We start from the raw sequence: 12752 nt of genomic DNA, 5'->3' as shown, positions 1-12752 counted from the left end.
CCGGCGGGCGTTTTACCCACGATAAGTATCCAGCAACATACTTTCGTCTTCGTTTAAGGAAGTAAGATAAAGAATTAAATAAACGGACTTTTTTGTTAAGGGTGAATTTGAAATTTACCTAACCTATGCCCAGTTCGGTAACAAATTTGTCTCAATTTGATACATGCAATCAGGGCAAGGACATTAATTTAGATTCAGAGCAATTGACCCGCGCGGGCCGGCGAAGTTTCCGAGACCCTGGGCGGAACGCGGCGCGAGCGGCAGGGCTTGGCCGCCGCGCGGACGGTCACGAAGAACACCAGCGCCTTCCAGGCGTCCGACAGGAAACGAAGGTGACGACGCATCGAGAGAGCCTCCTTGCCTCCCCTTCCAACGAAGAAGAGGCCGACAGGCTCCCTCGCCAGCCCCTGGCTACCGACCGCGCATGATCACGACGGGGGCTCCGGCGTAGTCGATCGTCGCGTCGGCCGCGTCGAAGCCGACGGATTTCACGCCCGGTCCGACAAAGCGGACCTTGAACACACGCCGCTCGACCATGCCGTCGTAGCGGCCAGAGCGGGCGCCGATGGTCAGGCGGCCGCTGGCCTCGTCATAGCTGACCGGGATGCGGCTGTAGGCCCCGCGCTGGTAGGCCATCGACAGGCCGTCGTCCTCGTAGAGCTCGAAACGGCCGTCCTGGCCGGTATAGACGACGAAGGTGATCGGCGCGTCGGGCTTCTCGCCGACATATTGCTGGACCTCGGTGGCCGGCACGATCGCGCCAGCCTTGACGAACAGCGGCATGCGCGCGAGCGGCGCCTGAGCCTTGATCGTCTGGCCGCCCGCGTGGCGCTGGCCAGTCTCGAAGTCGTACCAGGCAGCGCCGGCCGGCAGATAGACCGCGCGCGAGCGGGCCTTGAACTGGGTCACCGGCGCGACCAGGAAGGCCGGGCCGTAGAGATACTCGTCGTCGACGTTGCGCGCCTTCAAATCGCTTGGGAAATCCATGACCAGGCCGCGCATGATGCTGCCGTCGCGGTGATAAGTCTCGCCCGCCAGGGTCTGGGTATAGGGCATCAGCCGATAGCGCAGGGCGTCGTACCAGGCCAGGCTCTGATAGATCTCCGAGCCCTCCGGCGCGAGGTTATAGATCTCGCGGTACGGGAACTCGCCGTGGCTGCGGAACAGCGGCGAGAAGGCCCCGAACTGGAACCAGCGCAGGTTCAGCTCGCGCCATTCCTCCAGGTGCTTGGGGTCCTGGTTGGTGTAGCGATCCTCGACCGAGAAGCCGCCGATGTCGGTGGTCCAGTTGGGCACGCCCGACATCGAGAGATTCACCCCGGCCGAGATTTGGTCCCGGAAATCATCCCAGCGGGCCACGACATCGCCGCTCCACAACGCCACGCCATGACGCTGGATGCCGCCGAACCCTGAGCGCGACAGGATGAAGCTGCGCTTGTTCGGATCGAGCGCATGCTCACCCTCGAAGACGCCTTGGGTGTGGATCAGCGGATAGGAATTGAAGAACGCCGCGCCCGGTCCCATCGCGGTCGGCCCCATGCGCAGGGTGCGCTCAGGGATGTCGAGATTGGAGTGCATGTCCGGCTCGTCGCTGTCCATCCACCAGGCGTCGACGCCGTAACGCTTCAGCCTGTCCTTGACCTGGCGCCAATAGATGTCGCGCGCTTCCTTGGAATAGGGGTCGTAGAACGAGTTCAGATAGCCCGGTCCCACCCAGTCCACGGCGCCCTGCTCGATGTTGCGCTTGTACATGTGGCCTTTGGCGTCGAGTTCCTTGAAGTGTTCGGTCCACGGATAGAACTTGGGCCAGATCGAGATCATGAAGCGGCCGTTCATCCCGTGGATGTCGTCCAGCATCTTCTGAGGATCGGGAAAGCGCGTCTCGTCGAACCTGTGGCTACCCCACTGGTCGTCCTTCCAGTAGCGCCAGTCCATCACGACATTGTCGATCGGCAGCTTGCGGTCGCGGTATTCCTTGAGCACGCCGACGATCTGGTCCTGGGTCTCGTAGCGCTGACGGCTCTGCCAGAAGCCATAGGCCCAGCGCGGCATCGCTTGCGCCTTGCCGGTCAGCTGGCGATAGCCCGACACGACCTGGTCCAGGTTGTCGCCCGAGACGAAGTAGTAGTCGACGGCGTGGGCGACGTCCGAGGTCAGGGTCAGCGACTTCTGTTGGGCGGCGGGCAGCGGGTCGTTGTGCAGCAGGGCGATGTAGCCGTCGTCCGGGGTCCATTCGATCCGCACCTTGTGGCGCGTCCCGGCCTTCATCGGGGCGGTGAAGTTGTGGAACCACGGGTTCCAGTTCTGCCGCCAGCGGTCGATCTTCAGCTGGCCGTCGACCCACAGCTTGGCGTAGCTGGACGAGTACAGCTTGAACTTCTGGACGCCGGAGGTCTTCGGCTCGACGAAGCCCTCCCAGACGACGCTGGCGCCCTTCAGCGACTTCTGGTCGGCGCCCGTCAGCTCGGCCGGCCAGGTCGGAAGGTCCTTCAGATACTGATAGTTCACGTCCGCCTCGACGCGGGTCAGCCTCGGCTGGCCGTTCACGAAGTACTGGGCAGTGAAGCCGCCGGGCTTGCCGGCCTTGTCGAAGATCTTCAGGTCGCGCGAGGCCAGGGCGTAGGGCGTCGGGTCGCCGAAGCGAGTGATCCCGTTGTTGTCCCAGAGGACGCCGTAGTTGCGGGTCGACAGGACGAACGGGATGGCGATGGCGCGATTGTATTGGGCCAGCTCGACGTCCTGGCCGTTGTAGTTCATCTGGCCGTTCTGGTGCTGGCCCAGGCCATAGAAGCCTTCGTCGGTGTTCGGGTTGAACCTCTGGCTGACGGCGTAGAAGCCCTTGCCGTCGATGCTCAGCGGCTTGAACGCCGAGCGCCCCTGCTCGGCCAGGACGGTCTTGCCCGAGGCGTCCTTGAACGACACCGCGCCGTCCTTGAGCGCCACTTCGGCGGTGGCCTTGCCGGCCTTCAGCACGACCTTGCCGCCGGCCTCCGACACCGTGAAGCCCGAGGTCCTCGGCGCGGCGATCACCATCAGGCTCGGCGGGGCCTTGATCTCGTCGGTCGGCGAGGCGGTGACGCGGATGATGCGATCGCCCATGACCTGCAGCCGGACCTTCTTGGCCGGCCCGGACGCGGGCGTGACGATCACCCCGTCGGCGGTCCGCTCGAAGTCCAGGGCCAGGGCCGAGGTCGAGGCCATCAGAGCCCCCCACGAAACCACCGCCGCCACACGCCAAGCGCCCATCCGCGTTCTCCCTCGCCGAGCGCCTTGATAGCGCTATCAATCCTTTGAGGGACACTCGCCGGGCAAAGGCGGCTTGGCCAGACCCCAAGTGGTCGTATGCAGCGCGATTGCGCGGCCTTATATTGTACTATAATTCCACACGCGGAGCGGACGATATCAGCGCCGCGTTAGGGACGATCATGAGCGACGGGAACACGGGACGGCGACGCGCGACGGCGAAGGTCAAAGCCTGATGGACCAGGATGTCGTGATCGTCGGCGACTGGGGCACCTCGCGTCTGCGGCTATGGCTGCGCCAGGGCAAGAGCGTGATCCACCGCCGCGACGGCCCGGGCGTCTCGGCCCTGACCGACACCCCCGAAAAGACCTTCCTCGACCTGGTCGGCGACTGGCGCGAGGCTAGGCCCTCCGGCGCCATCCTGTGCGGCATGGTCGGCTCCAGCATCGGCTGGACCCTGGCGCCCTACGCCCCCTGCCCGGCCGATCCGGCGGCGATCGCCCAGCGCACGATCCGGCTCGAGGCCGACGGCTTGCCGGTGACCCTGGTCCCCGGCCTCTCCTGCGTGAATCCGCTGGGCGGTCCCGACGTGATGCGCGGCGAGGAGACCCAGGTCTTCGGCGCCCTGTCGCTGAACCCGGCCCTGCAGACCGGCCGCCATCTGCTGGTCCTGCCCGGCACGCACAACAAGTGGACCGTGGTCGAGGACGGCAAGGTCACCGGCTTCGTCACCGCCCCGGTCGGCGAGGCCTTCGCCCTGCTGAAGAAGCACTCGACCCTGGCGGCCGGCGGCGGAAGCCAGGCCGACGGTTCGGCCGAGGGCTTCGCCCTGGGCCTCTCGCGCATCGCCGAGCACGGCGCCGCGCGCTTGCCGCACCTGATGTTCGAGACCCGCGCCCGCCAGCTGCTGGACGGCATGAGCCCCGCCGACGCCATGGGCTATTTGTCGGGCCTCTTGATCGGCGCCGACGTCGCCGCCGCCCGTGACTGGTTCGGGCCGATGGACGCCGTGACCGTGATCGGCGCGGGCGCGCTCAGCGACCTCTATGTCCAGGCCCTGGCCAAGATCGACGTGGCTGCGTCCGTCGTCGACGGCGACGCGGCCGTGCTCGCCGGCCTCTCGGCAATCTCCAGATCTCAAGAGAAGTGAAGCTTATGACCCACGCCGCTCCGCCCCCCATCGTGGCCATCCTGCGCGGCGTGAAGCCGACCGAGATCGTCGACATCGCCGCCGCCCTGGTCGCCGCCGGGATCAAGGGCATCGAGGTGCCGATGAACTCGCCCGATCCGCTGGAGAGCATCGGCAAGCTGTGCGACGCCTTCGGCGACCAGGCCCTGTGCGGCGCCGGCACGGTGCTGGTGCCCGAGGTCGTGGACCAGGTGGCCGGCGTCGGCGGCAAGCTGATCGTCACGCCCAATACCGACGCGGCCGTGATCGCGCGCGCCGTGGAACTGGGCCTGACCGCCATGCCGGGCTTCGCCACGCCCTCGGAAGCCTTCGTGGCCGTGAAGGCCGGCGCCAAGGCGCTGAAGCTCTATCCGGCCAGCTCGTTCGGCCCCGGCCACATCAAGGCGGTCAAGGACGTGCTGCCCAAGGACATTCTCGTCTACGCCGTCGGCGGCGTGGGCGCGGCCAACCTTGAGCCCTGGCGCGCGGCGGGCGTCGCGGGCATCGGGGTCGGCGGCGAACTGTACCGGCCGGGCTACACGGCCCAGGAGGTCGGCGAACGCGCCGCCGCCCTGGTCTCGGCCTGGGGCGCCTGACGGGGAGGCGACGACGCCAGGCCAAGCACGCAAGGGGATCGGCTACGACAGTCCCCTCGCATTTTGGCCTTGCCCTCCACGTGAACGCTCTTGCCGAAAACGGGCGGCGCGGCTGTATTCGCCCCAATAGATTCCGCGGTTCGGCGGACCCGAACACCATAGGGAGCAGCGGCCATTTCACGGCCGCCGCCAGAGGAAAGAAGATCCGTCAATGCGCACCCAGCCTGGCCTGAGCCTGACCTACGGCCTGGTGGAGCAGCTGGGGCAAGCGATCGTCACCGGCGAATACGCCGCCGTGGGCTTCCCGACCGAGGGCGAGCTGTCCAAGCAGTTCGGCGCCAGCCGCACCGTCACCCGCGAGGCGGTCAAGATGCTGACCGCCAAGGGCCTGCTCAGCGCCCGCCCCCGCCACGGCACCGTTGTCGAGCCGGAAGCCGAGTGGAACATGCTCGACCCGGACGTGCTGCGCTGGCTGCTGGAGCGCAAGTTCTCCCTACGCCTGCTGGCCGACTTCACCGAGATGCGGCTGGGCATCGAGCCGGCCGCCGCGGCGCTGGCCGCGCGCAACGCCGACGAGGCGGGGCTGGAAGAGATCCGCAAGGGTCTGCGCCGGATGAAGGCGGCCGCCGACGGCGAGGACGACCCGCTGTCGGCCGACATCGCCTTCCACATCGCCATCCTCGACGCGACCAAGAACCCGTTCTATCGCGAGCTGCACGAGCTGGTGAACACGGCCCTGCGCATCTCGATCCGCTTCACCAACCGCATCAAGGGTCGCACCGCCTCGATCCCCTCGCACGAGGATGTAGCCGAGGCGATCATCGCCCGCGACGCGGACAAGGCTCAGGCGGCCATGCGCGAGATCATCGTCGACGTGCTGGAGCTGATCCGGGCCGCTTCGCCGGCCACGGAATCCGAGGCCGCCCGCCGCGACCGGTGAGCGCCTCGAAAACGACTCGCCCGCCCTATGGCTAAGGTTTAATGTGGCGACGCTTGGCCTAAAGGCGTCGGACCCTTAAAGTTCTTGGCATGGACAAGGGCGATCCCTCTGTGACGGACCAGGTCGAGGCGCTCGACCGTCTCACCGAGCGTGAGCGTGAGTGCCTGCGCCTGGTCGATCGGCACATGAGCTCCAAGGAGATCGCCCGGGAGCTCGGCCTCTCCAAGCACACCGTCGACTGGCACCTGGACAAGGCCCGCCGCCGCCTGGGCGCGGTCGATCGCTACGACGCCGCGCGCCGCGTCTTTGATCGGGCCCGCCCGACGGACGCCTCCCCGATCCCGCCTACCCCTGTCACCCCCCCTCCGATCGCGTCGGGGTCCGATCCGGCGCGGCTAGGCGAACATCCTTCTTCACGGTCTCCTGACCTCGCTGAGGAAGGAGCTTTCCGTGACCGAACTGACCCCCTATCAGAAAGAGGCGATTGGCCGGGCGACCTATATGCGCCAGGACATCGCGAGCTTCCGGAACACTTGGCCGGCGCTGAATTCCGCCGAAGCCCTGCCGCTGATCACCTGGAGCGAGCTCGAGCGCCAGTTGATGAGCCTTTCGGCCACGGCGAGTGGCGCGGCCATGGTCCACGACCTGGTGGCGGCCACGCGCAAGCAAGCTTCCTTCAAGCCCAGCGAGCTGGTGATGCGGGAGATCCTCTGCATCGCGAGCGCCGTGATGGACGAGACGTTCCCGTCGGACTTCTCGTCTTCGGACTCGGAAGCGGACGACCTAACCATCTGAGCGTCCCGCTCCGGTTGGCCTTCATCGCGGCCGTGATGATCGTGACCGCGCTCGCGTTCGGTTCGATCCTGGCGGGGCTCCACGCACTCGAAGGCCTGCTGCCCTAAGAGACCTCGCCCGAGGAGCCGGGCGCCTACTCCAACCATCAACATTGGCAACGCGCCGGTCTCGCCGGCGTGAAGGAGACCGCTCATGCTCAAGGAACGCCGCCAAGCCGCCCAGTCCGTGGCGGAGGCCCTGTTCGCCGCGGAGAAGGCCATCGACGCCGCCCTCTCCTCCACGGCCACCCTGGCCGCCCTGATGCCCGCCAGCCGCCAGGCGGCGAACCTCTCGGCGCTGATCGGCCAAGACGCGCTGATGTCGGCCGTCAACACCATGCAGGCCCTGGCCGCGGCGCGCGAAGGCATCGTCACGACCCACAAGCACCTGTCGGTGGCCCAGCACGACATTGGCCTCTCGGCCGTGAGCTTCGACGACATCGACGAGTTCGGCCAGGCGCCCGAAAAGCCGGCGGGCATGGCCAAGACCAAGCGCCGCCTGACCGTCGCCGCCTAACCCTTCGGGTTCGCCCACAGGTAGCGAAGCTTGCGGGCTTCGATTAAACGATGATCCTCGTCGGCTTCGGTCGGCGAGGATCTTTGCAATCTGGCGGAAGGACGCCAACCTAACGCGATGGCGCTCAACCATCCTTATCAGTGGGCCAGCCTCGCGGCGTTGCTCGTTTCAACCGGTTTCGCGTTTTGGCGAGGCGGCTGGCCCGAGCGGCTGGCCGCCGCGGCCATGATCGCGGCGTGGTTCTCCACCGGGTGGCTGTATGACAGCAAACTGCGGTTCGGACCGCAGAGCGCCGCGTTCTTCGTCGACGTCGCCCTGATGATGGTGCTGCTGTTCATCGCCCTGCGATCGAACCGATGGTGGCCGATGTGGGCCTGCGGCTTTCACGCCCTCAGCCTGATCCTGATGCTGGCCACCCTGGCCGATCCCAGGATCCCCAACCGCGCCAGCCTGGTCGCCGGCGGGGGCGTGTTCAGCTACCTGACCATGGCCGCGCTGTTCTGCGGGGCCCTGCCGCGCCGTCGTCGGCCTGACGCCGCGTCACCGCTGACATAGCCTCGAACGCCTGTTTCACTCCCTCCAAACAACAGGAGGAAACCAATGGGCGAAGCCTATATCGTGGCGGCCGCGCGGACGGCCGGCGGACGCAAGGGCGGCAAGGTCTCGGGCTGGCATCCGGCCGATCTGGGCGGCGTCATCCTGGATGCGCTGGTCGATCGCACCGGCGCCGATCCGGCCCTGATCGAGGACGTGATCATGGGCTGCGTCGGCCAGGTCGGCGAGCAGGGCCTGAACGTCGCCCGCAACGCCATCCTCGCCTCCAAGCTGCCCGAGAGCGTGCCCGGCACGTCGGTCGACCGCCAGTGCGGCTCGTCGCAGCAGGCCATTCACTTCGCCGCCGCCACCGTGATGTCGGGGGCCATGGACATCGTCATCGCCGCCGGCGTCGAGAGCATGAGCCGCGTGCCGATGGGCCTGTCCTCGCAGCTGCCCTACAAGAACGGCTTTGGCACCTACAAGAGCCCGCGCATCGAGGACAAGTATCCGGGCGTCCAGTTCAGCCAGTTCATGGGCGCCGAGATGATGGCCAAGAAGTACGACCTCTCGCGGGCCGACCTCGACGCCTACGCCCTGCAAAGCCACCAGCGCGCCATGGCCGCCACCAAGGCCGGCAAGTTCGCCGCCGAGATCGTGCCGATCGAGGTCAAGCTGGAAGACGGCAAGACCGAGCGCCACGAGGTCGACGAGGGCATCCGCTGGGACGCCTCGATGGAGTCGATCGGTTCGGTGAAGCTGCTGGCCGAAGACGGCCGCATCACCGCCGCCACCTCCAGCCAGATCTGCGACGGCGCGGCCGGCGTGATGATCGTCAATGAGCGCGGCCTGAAAGCCCTGGGCGTCGAGCCGCTGGCGCGAATCCACCACATGACCGTGATCGGCCACGACCCGGTGATCATGCTGGAGGCCCCGATCCCCGCCACCCTGAAGGCGCTGGAGCGGGCCGGCATGAAGATCGGCGACATCGACCTCTACGAGGTCAACGAGGCCTTCGCCTCTGTGCCGACCGCCTGGCTGAAGGTCACCGGCGGCGATCCCGCCAAGCTGAACGTCAACGGCGGCGCCATCGCCCTTGGGCACCCGCTGGGCGGCTCGGGCGCCAAGCTGATGACGACGCTGGTCCACGCCCTGAAGGACCGCGGCGCGCGCTACGGCCTGCAGACCATGTGCGAAGGCGGCGGTCTGGCGAACGTCACGATCGTCGAGCGTCTGTAGCGTCCCTTCAAGGTCATAAATTCGTGTCATCCCGGAAAGCGCGCAGCGCTTATCCGGGACCCAGGGGCCGCAAGCGCGGCGTTCCCGCACCCCCTGGGTCCCGGCTCTACGCTTCGCTACGGCCGGGATGACACGGCTTCGTTGATTTGACGGGATCGGAGCCCCCATGATCACCCTCTGGCACTGCCGCGACGCCCGCTCGTTCCGGCCGCTATGGGCGCTGGAGGAGCTTGAGATCCCCTACGATCTCAAGCTCCTGCCGTTCCCGCCGCGCTTCCACGCGCGCGAATATCTGGACGAGAACCCGCTGGGGACGATCCCGCTGCTGGTCGACGGCGACACGCGGATGACCGAGTCCGCGGCGATGATCGAGTATCTCTCCATGCGTCACGGCGGCGGGCGGCTGTCGGTTCGGCCCGACGAGCCTGGCTACGGCGCCTATCTGAACGGCCTCGTCCAGGGCGAGGCCACCCTGACCTTTCCCCAGACCCTGGTGCTGCGCTACGCGCGGCTCGAACCCGAGGCGCGCCGCCAGCCGCAGGTCGCCGAGGACTACGCCCGCTGGTTCCTGGCGCGGCTGAAAGGGCTGGAGGCGATCCTGGAAAGATCGGCCTTCGTCGCCGCCGACCGCTTCACCGGCGCCGACATCTCGGTGGCCTACGCCCTGCTGCTGGCCCGCGCCCTGAAGCTGGACGGCGAGTTCCCGACGGCGATCGTCGACTACTGGACTCGCGTCAGCCAACGCCCAGCCTTCGCCCGCGCCACGGCGGCGCAAGGCGCGGCTCCAGCGAGCGTTTGAACGTTTTTATCGTCTTACGGCAAATTAACTCAGCGACCGGGGGTTTGTCGGCTAGAAGGCCGACGACGAACAACTGTCGCTGGGGATGAACGTGCTTTACCGGATCAATGGGCGCCGCCCGACTTTGAGCGCGCTGGTCTTGGTCCTGGGGGTGAGCGCGATCGCCCTAGCCGGATGCGGCGACAAGAAGCCCACGAAGGTCAAGAGCACGCCGGCCGCGTCGGCGACCGTCAGCGTGGCCGTGGTGACCAGCCAACCGATCGCTCGCCAGATCAACGCCACCGGCACGATCTCGCCCTGGGAAGAGGTGCCGGTCGGCGCCGAGACCGGCGGCCTGACGGCCGTCTCGGTCAACGCCGAGGAAGGCCAGGTCGTCCAGGCCGGCCAGGTGCTGGTCAAGCTGAACGACGCCCTGATCACCGCCCAGCTGCGCCAGCAGGAGGCCGCCGTGGCCAGCGCCCGCGCCACGCTGGCCGAGGCCCAGGCCGCCCTGGGCCGCGCCCGCGAGCTGCAGGCCAAGGGTTACCTGTCCCAGGCTTCGCTGGACACCGCCACCGCCAAGCAGGGCACGGCTGCGGCGAACCTCGCCGCCGCCGAGGCCGCCCGGGGCGAGACCGCCGCGCGCCTGGCTCAGACCTCGGTCCGCGCGCCGGTCGGCGGCCTGATCAGCCGCCGCAGCGTCACCAAGGGCCAGATCGTCAGCGCCGGCTCGGAGCTCTTCCGCATCGTCCGCGACAGCCGCTTGGAGCTTGACGCCGAGATCCCCGAGACCGACCTCGCCGCCGTCAAGGCGGGCATGCCGGCCACCGTCTATTCCGAGCAGGTCGGCCAGATGACCGGCCGCGTGCGGATCGTCACCTCCGAGGTCAACACCAGCAGCCGCATGGGCGTGGCCCGCGTGGCCCTGTCGTCGATGGGCGGCTTCCGCCCGGGCATGTTCGCCCGCGCCACGATCGACGCCGGCGACCAGCCGGCCCTTGTCGTGCCCTCGGCTTCGGTGCTGTACCGCGAGAACCGCCCCGGCGTGTTCGTGGTCGACGCCGCCAAGAAGGTCCACTTCCGCCGCATCGCCATCCTGGCCAACACCGGCGACCGCATCGCCGCCACCGGCGTGAACGCCGGCGAGCGGGTGGTGGTCGACGGCGCGGGCTTCCTGGGCGAGGGCGATCTGGTGCGCATCAGCGCCGCCACGCCCAAGCCCGCTCGCTAAAGGACGCCCCGATGCGCAACATCTCGTCCTGGGCGATCAAGAACCCGATCCCCGTCATCCTGCTGTTCCTGCTGCTCTCCCTGGCCGGCGTCGCCGCCTTCAAGAGCATGCGGATCAACAACAATCCCGACGTCGACTTCCCGTTCGTCGTCGTCACCGCCGTGCGCCCCGGCGCCGCCCCCAGCGAGCTGGAGACCCAGGTCACCCGCCTGATCGAGGACTCGATCGCCGGCCTTGGCCAGGTGCGCCACATCAACTCCACCGTCGTCGACGGCGCCTCGACCACCTTCATCGAGTTCGAGCTGGGGGTGGACCACGAGCGCGTCACCAACGACGTGCGCAACGCCATGTCCAACCTGCGCGGCTCCCTGCCCCAGGACATGCAGGAGCCGATCGTCAACCGCATCGACGTCACCGGCGGCGGGCTGATCACCTATGTCGTCAAGGCACCGACCCTGACGCCGGAGCAGCGCAGCTGGTTCGTCGACAACGAGGTCAGCCGCGCCCTGCTGGCCATCAAGGGCGTGCGGCAGGTCAATCGCCAGGGCGGCGTCGACCGCGAGATCGAGATCGCCCTCAATCCCGACCGCCTGGCCGCGCGGGGCGTCACCGCCGCCGCCGTCAGCCAGGCCTTGGTCTCGTCCAACGCCGACCTGCCCGGCGGCCGGGTGACGATCTCCGGCTCCGAGCGCGCCATCCGCACCCTGGGCGCGGCGGGCTCGGTCGAGCAGCTGCGCGAGACTCGCGTGCCCCTGTCCTCGGGCGGCACCGTGCGCCTGGCCGACCTCGGCACGGTCACCGACCACTGGGCCGAGCCCCGCTCGCGCGCCCGCTATGACGGCCAGGAGGTGGTGACCTTCAACATGGTGCGCGGTCGCGGCGCCTCGGAGGTGCAGACCGCCGAGAAGGTCCGCAAGGCGATCGAGAAGCTCGACAAGGCCCACCCCGAGATCGAGATCCAGGAAATCACCTCGAACGTGAAGTACATCGAGGAGAGCTATGTCGCCTCGATGGAAGCCCTGATCATCGGCGCGATCCTGGCCGTGCTGGTCGTGCTGCTGTTCCTGCGCGACTGGCGCGCCACCCTGCTGTCGGGCGTGGTGCATCTGATCATGCTGGCCACCTGGCTGTTCCTGATCGTGGTGCCGTGAAACGGCGGAACCGGGTCGCGCGGCGGCCCGGAAGGCCGTTTGGCGGCTGTTTTAACCGTCAAAATGTCGCCTCTTCAGCGCCGGTTGGCCACCGCCAGCTATCAAAACAGAAGTGTCCGGGACTTGACCGCCGGGCTGGATTTTTGACCGGATTCGCCGTTAGCATGGCCGCATGGACACCACCGCCACGCCGCTGCCGTCGGGCGGCGTCTACCTCGGCGGCATGCTGACCCCGACGCTGGGCCTGGTCGCGACCCACACGCTCGCCGCCGGCACCGGCGCGACCGGCGGCGCGCTCGGCCTGGCCACCGGGATGGCGGCCCAGTGGTGGCCGGTCAACCGGCTGTGGCTGCGTGCCGGGCCGGCGATGGTGATCGCGTGGAGCCCGGGCTTTCGCGACGCCAGCCTGCGCGCGGGCGCCCAGGCCGGCGCGAGCTACGCGTTCGTCAAGGTCGGCGTGCTCGCGCTCGACCTGCGGTTCGACGTGGTCGCGGCGTCGGGGACCACGTTCGGCACGCTCGG

At 67.9% G+C, this 12752-nt stretch carries 11 protein-coding genes and 4 pseudogenes; 12 read left to right on the top strand and 3 right to left on the bottom strand.

Annotation, left to right across the window (positions count from 1 at the left end; all coding sequences use genetic code 11):
• Positions 1–194 precede the first annotated feature (194 nt).
• Both Q0379_RS02420 and Q0379_RS02415 read right to left on the bottom strand, forming a co-directional pair.
• A complete protein-coding gene (locus Q0379_RS02420; RefSeq protein WP_299003895.1) occupies positions 195–344 on the bottom strand; it encodes a hypothetical protein in 150 nt (49 codons plus the stop codon).
• A gap of 67 nt (positions 345–411) precedes the next feature.
• Positions 412–3246 carry a TIM-barrel domain-containing protein gene (locus Q0379_RS02415; RefSeq protein ID WP_299003893.1) on the bottom strand — a complete coding sequence of 945 codons (2835 nt, stop codon included), beginning with the start codon at positions 3244–3246 and terminating at the stop codon, positions 412–414.
• Between the two features lie 232 nt (positions 3247–3478).
• Here Q0379_RS02415 and Q0379_RS02410 point away from each other — a divergent pair, with 232 nt between their 5' ends.
• The 8 genes and pseudogenes from Q0379_RS02410 to Q0379_RS02375 all read left to right on the top strand — a co-directional run bounded on the left by Q0379_RS02410 (position 3479) and on the right by Q0379_RS02375 (position 9070).
• Positions 3479–4393 (top strand): 2-dehydro-3-deoxygalactonokinase, encoded by a 915-nt coding sequence (locus Q0379_RS02410; protein WP_299003891.1) that lies wholly within the window; start codon positions 3479–3481, stop codon positions 4391–4393.
• Positions 4394–4398: 5 nt separating this feature from the next.
• On the top strand, positions 4399–5007 hold the full coding sequence (locus Q0379_RS02405; protein ID WP_299003889.1) for a 2-dehydro-3-deoxy-6-phosphogalactonate aldolase: 609 nt from the start codon (positions 4399–4401) through the stop codon (positions 5005–5007).
• Positions 5008–5218: 211 nt separating this feature from the next.
• On the top strand, positions 5219–5947 hold the full coding sequence (locus Q0379_RS02400) for a FadR/GntR family transcriptional regulator (RefSeq protein ID WP_299003887.1): 729 nt from the start codon (positions 5219–5221) through the stop codon (positions 5945–5947).
• Between the two features lie 89 nt (positions 5948–6036).
• Positions 6037–6234 (top strand): annotated as a pseudogene (locus Q0379_RS02395) (helix-turn-helix transcriptional regulator); the annotation flags it as partial.
• 214 nt (positions 6235–6448) lie between these two features.
• On the top strand, positions 6449–6742 hold the full coding sequence (locus tag Q0379_RS02390) for a hypothetical protein (RefSeq protein ID WP_231732139.1): 294 nt from the start codon (positions 6449–6451) through the stop codon (positions 6740–6742).
• A 192-nt stretch (positions 6743–6934) separates the two neighbouring features.
• Complete coding sequence (locus tag Q0379_RS02385) at positions 6935–7297, top strand: hypothetical protein (RefSeq protein WP_366519288.1); 363 nt, start codon at positions 6935–6937, stop codon at positions 7295–7297.
• Between the two features lie 117 nt (positions 7298–7414).
• Positions 7415–7852, top strand: a complete 438-nt coding sequence (locus tag Q0379_RS02380) for a hypothetical protein (protein WP_299003885.1) — start codon at positions 7415–7417, stop codon at positions 7850–7852.
• Positions 7853–7897: 45 nt separating this feature from the next.
• Positions 7898–9070: an acetyl-CoA C-acetyltransferase gene (locus Q0379_RS02375; RefSeq protein ID WP_299003883.1), complete on the top strand. Its 1173-nt coding sequence runs from the start codon at positions 7898–7900 to the stop codon at positions 9068–9070.
• Between the two features lie 52 nt (positions 9071–9122).
• Here Q0379_RS02375 and Q0379_RS02370 read toward each other — a convergent pair.
• Positions 9123–9203 (bottom strand): annotated as a pseudogene (locus Q0379_RS02370) (hypothetical protein); the annotation flags it as partial.
• Between the two features lie 33 nt (positions 9204–9236).
• Between Q0379_RS02370 and Q0379_RS02365 the strand changes: the two are divergent.
• The 4 genes and pseudogenes from Q0379_RS02365 to Q0379_RS02350 form a co-directional block, all read left to right on the top strand.
• Positions 9237–9869 (top strand): glutathione S-transferase family protein, encoded by a 633-nt coding sequence (locus Q0379_RS02365; RefSeq protein ID WP_299003881.1) that lies wholly within the window; start codon positions 9237–9239, stop codon positions 9867–9869.
• A gap of 124 nt (positions 9870–9993) precedes the next feature.
• On the top strand, positions 9994–11079 hold the full coding sequence (locus tag Q0379_RS02360; RefSeq protein ID WP_299003879.1) for an efflux RND transporter periplasmic adaptor subunit: 1086 nt from the start codon (positions 9994–9996) through the stop codon (positions 11077–11079).
• Between the two features lie 11 nt (positions 11080–11090).
• Positions 11091–12227: pseudogene (locus Q0379_RS02355) on the top strand (efflux RND transporter permease subunit); the annotation flags it as partial.
• A 175-nt stretch (positions 12228–12402) separates the two neighbouring features.
• Positions 12403–12752, top strand: a pseudogene (locus tag Q0379_RS02350) (hypothetical protein); the annotation flags it as partial.

It is taken from the genome of uncultured Caulobacter sp. (genome assembly GCF_937900395.1).
Classification (GTDB): Bacteria; Pseudomonadota; Alphaproteobacteria; order Caulobacterales; family Caulobacteraceae; genus Caulobacter.
Note: the sequence above shows the minus strand (reverse complement) of the source record. Positions and strands in the feature narration are given on the sequence as shown.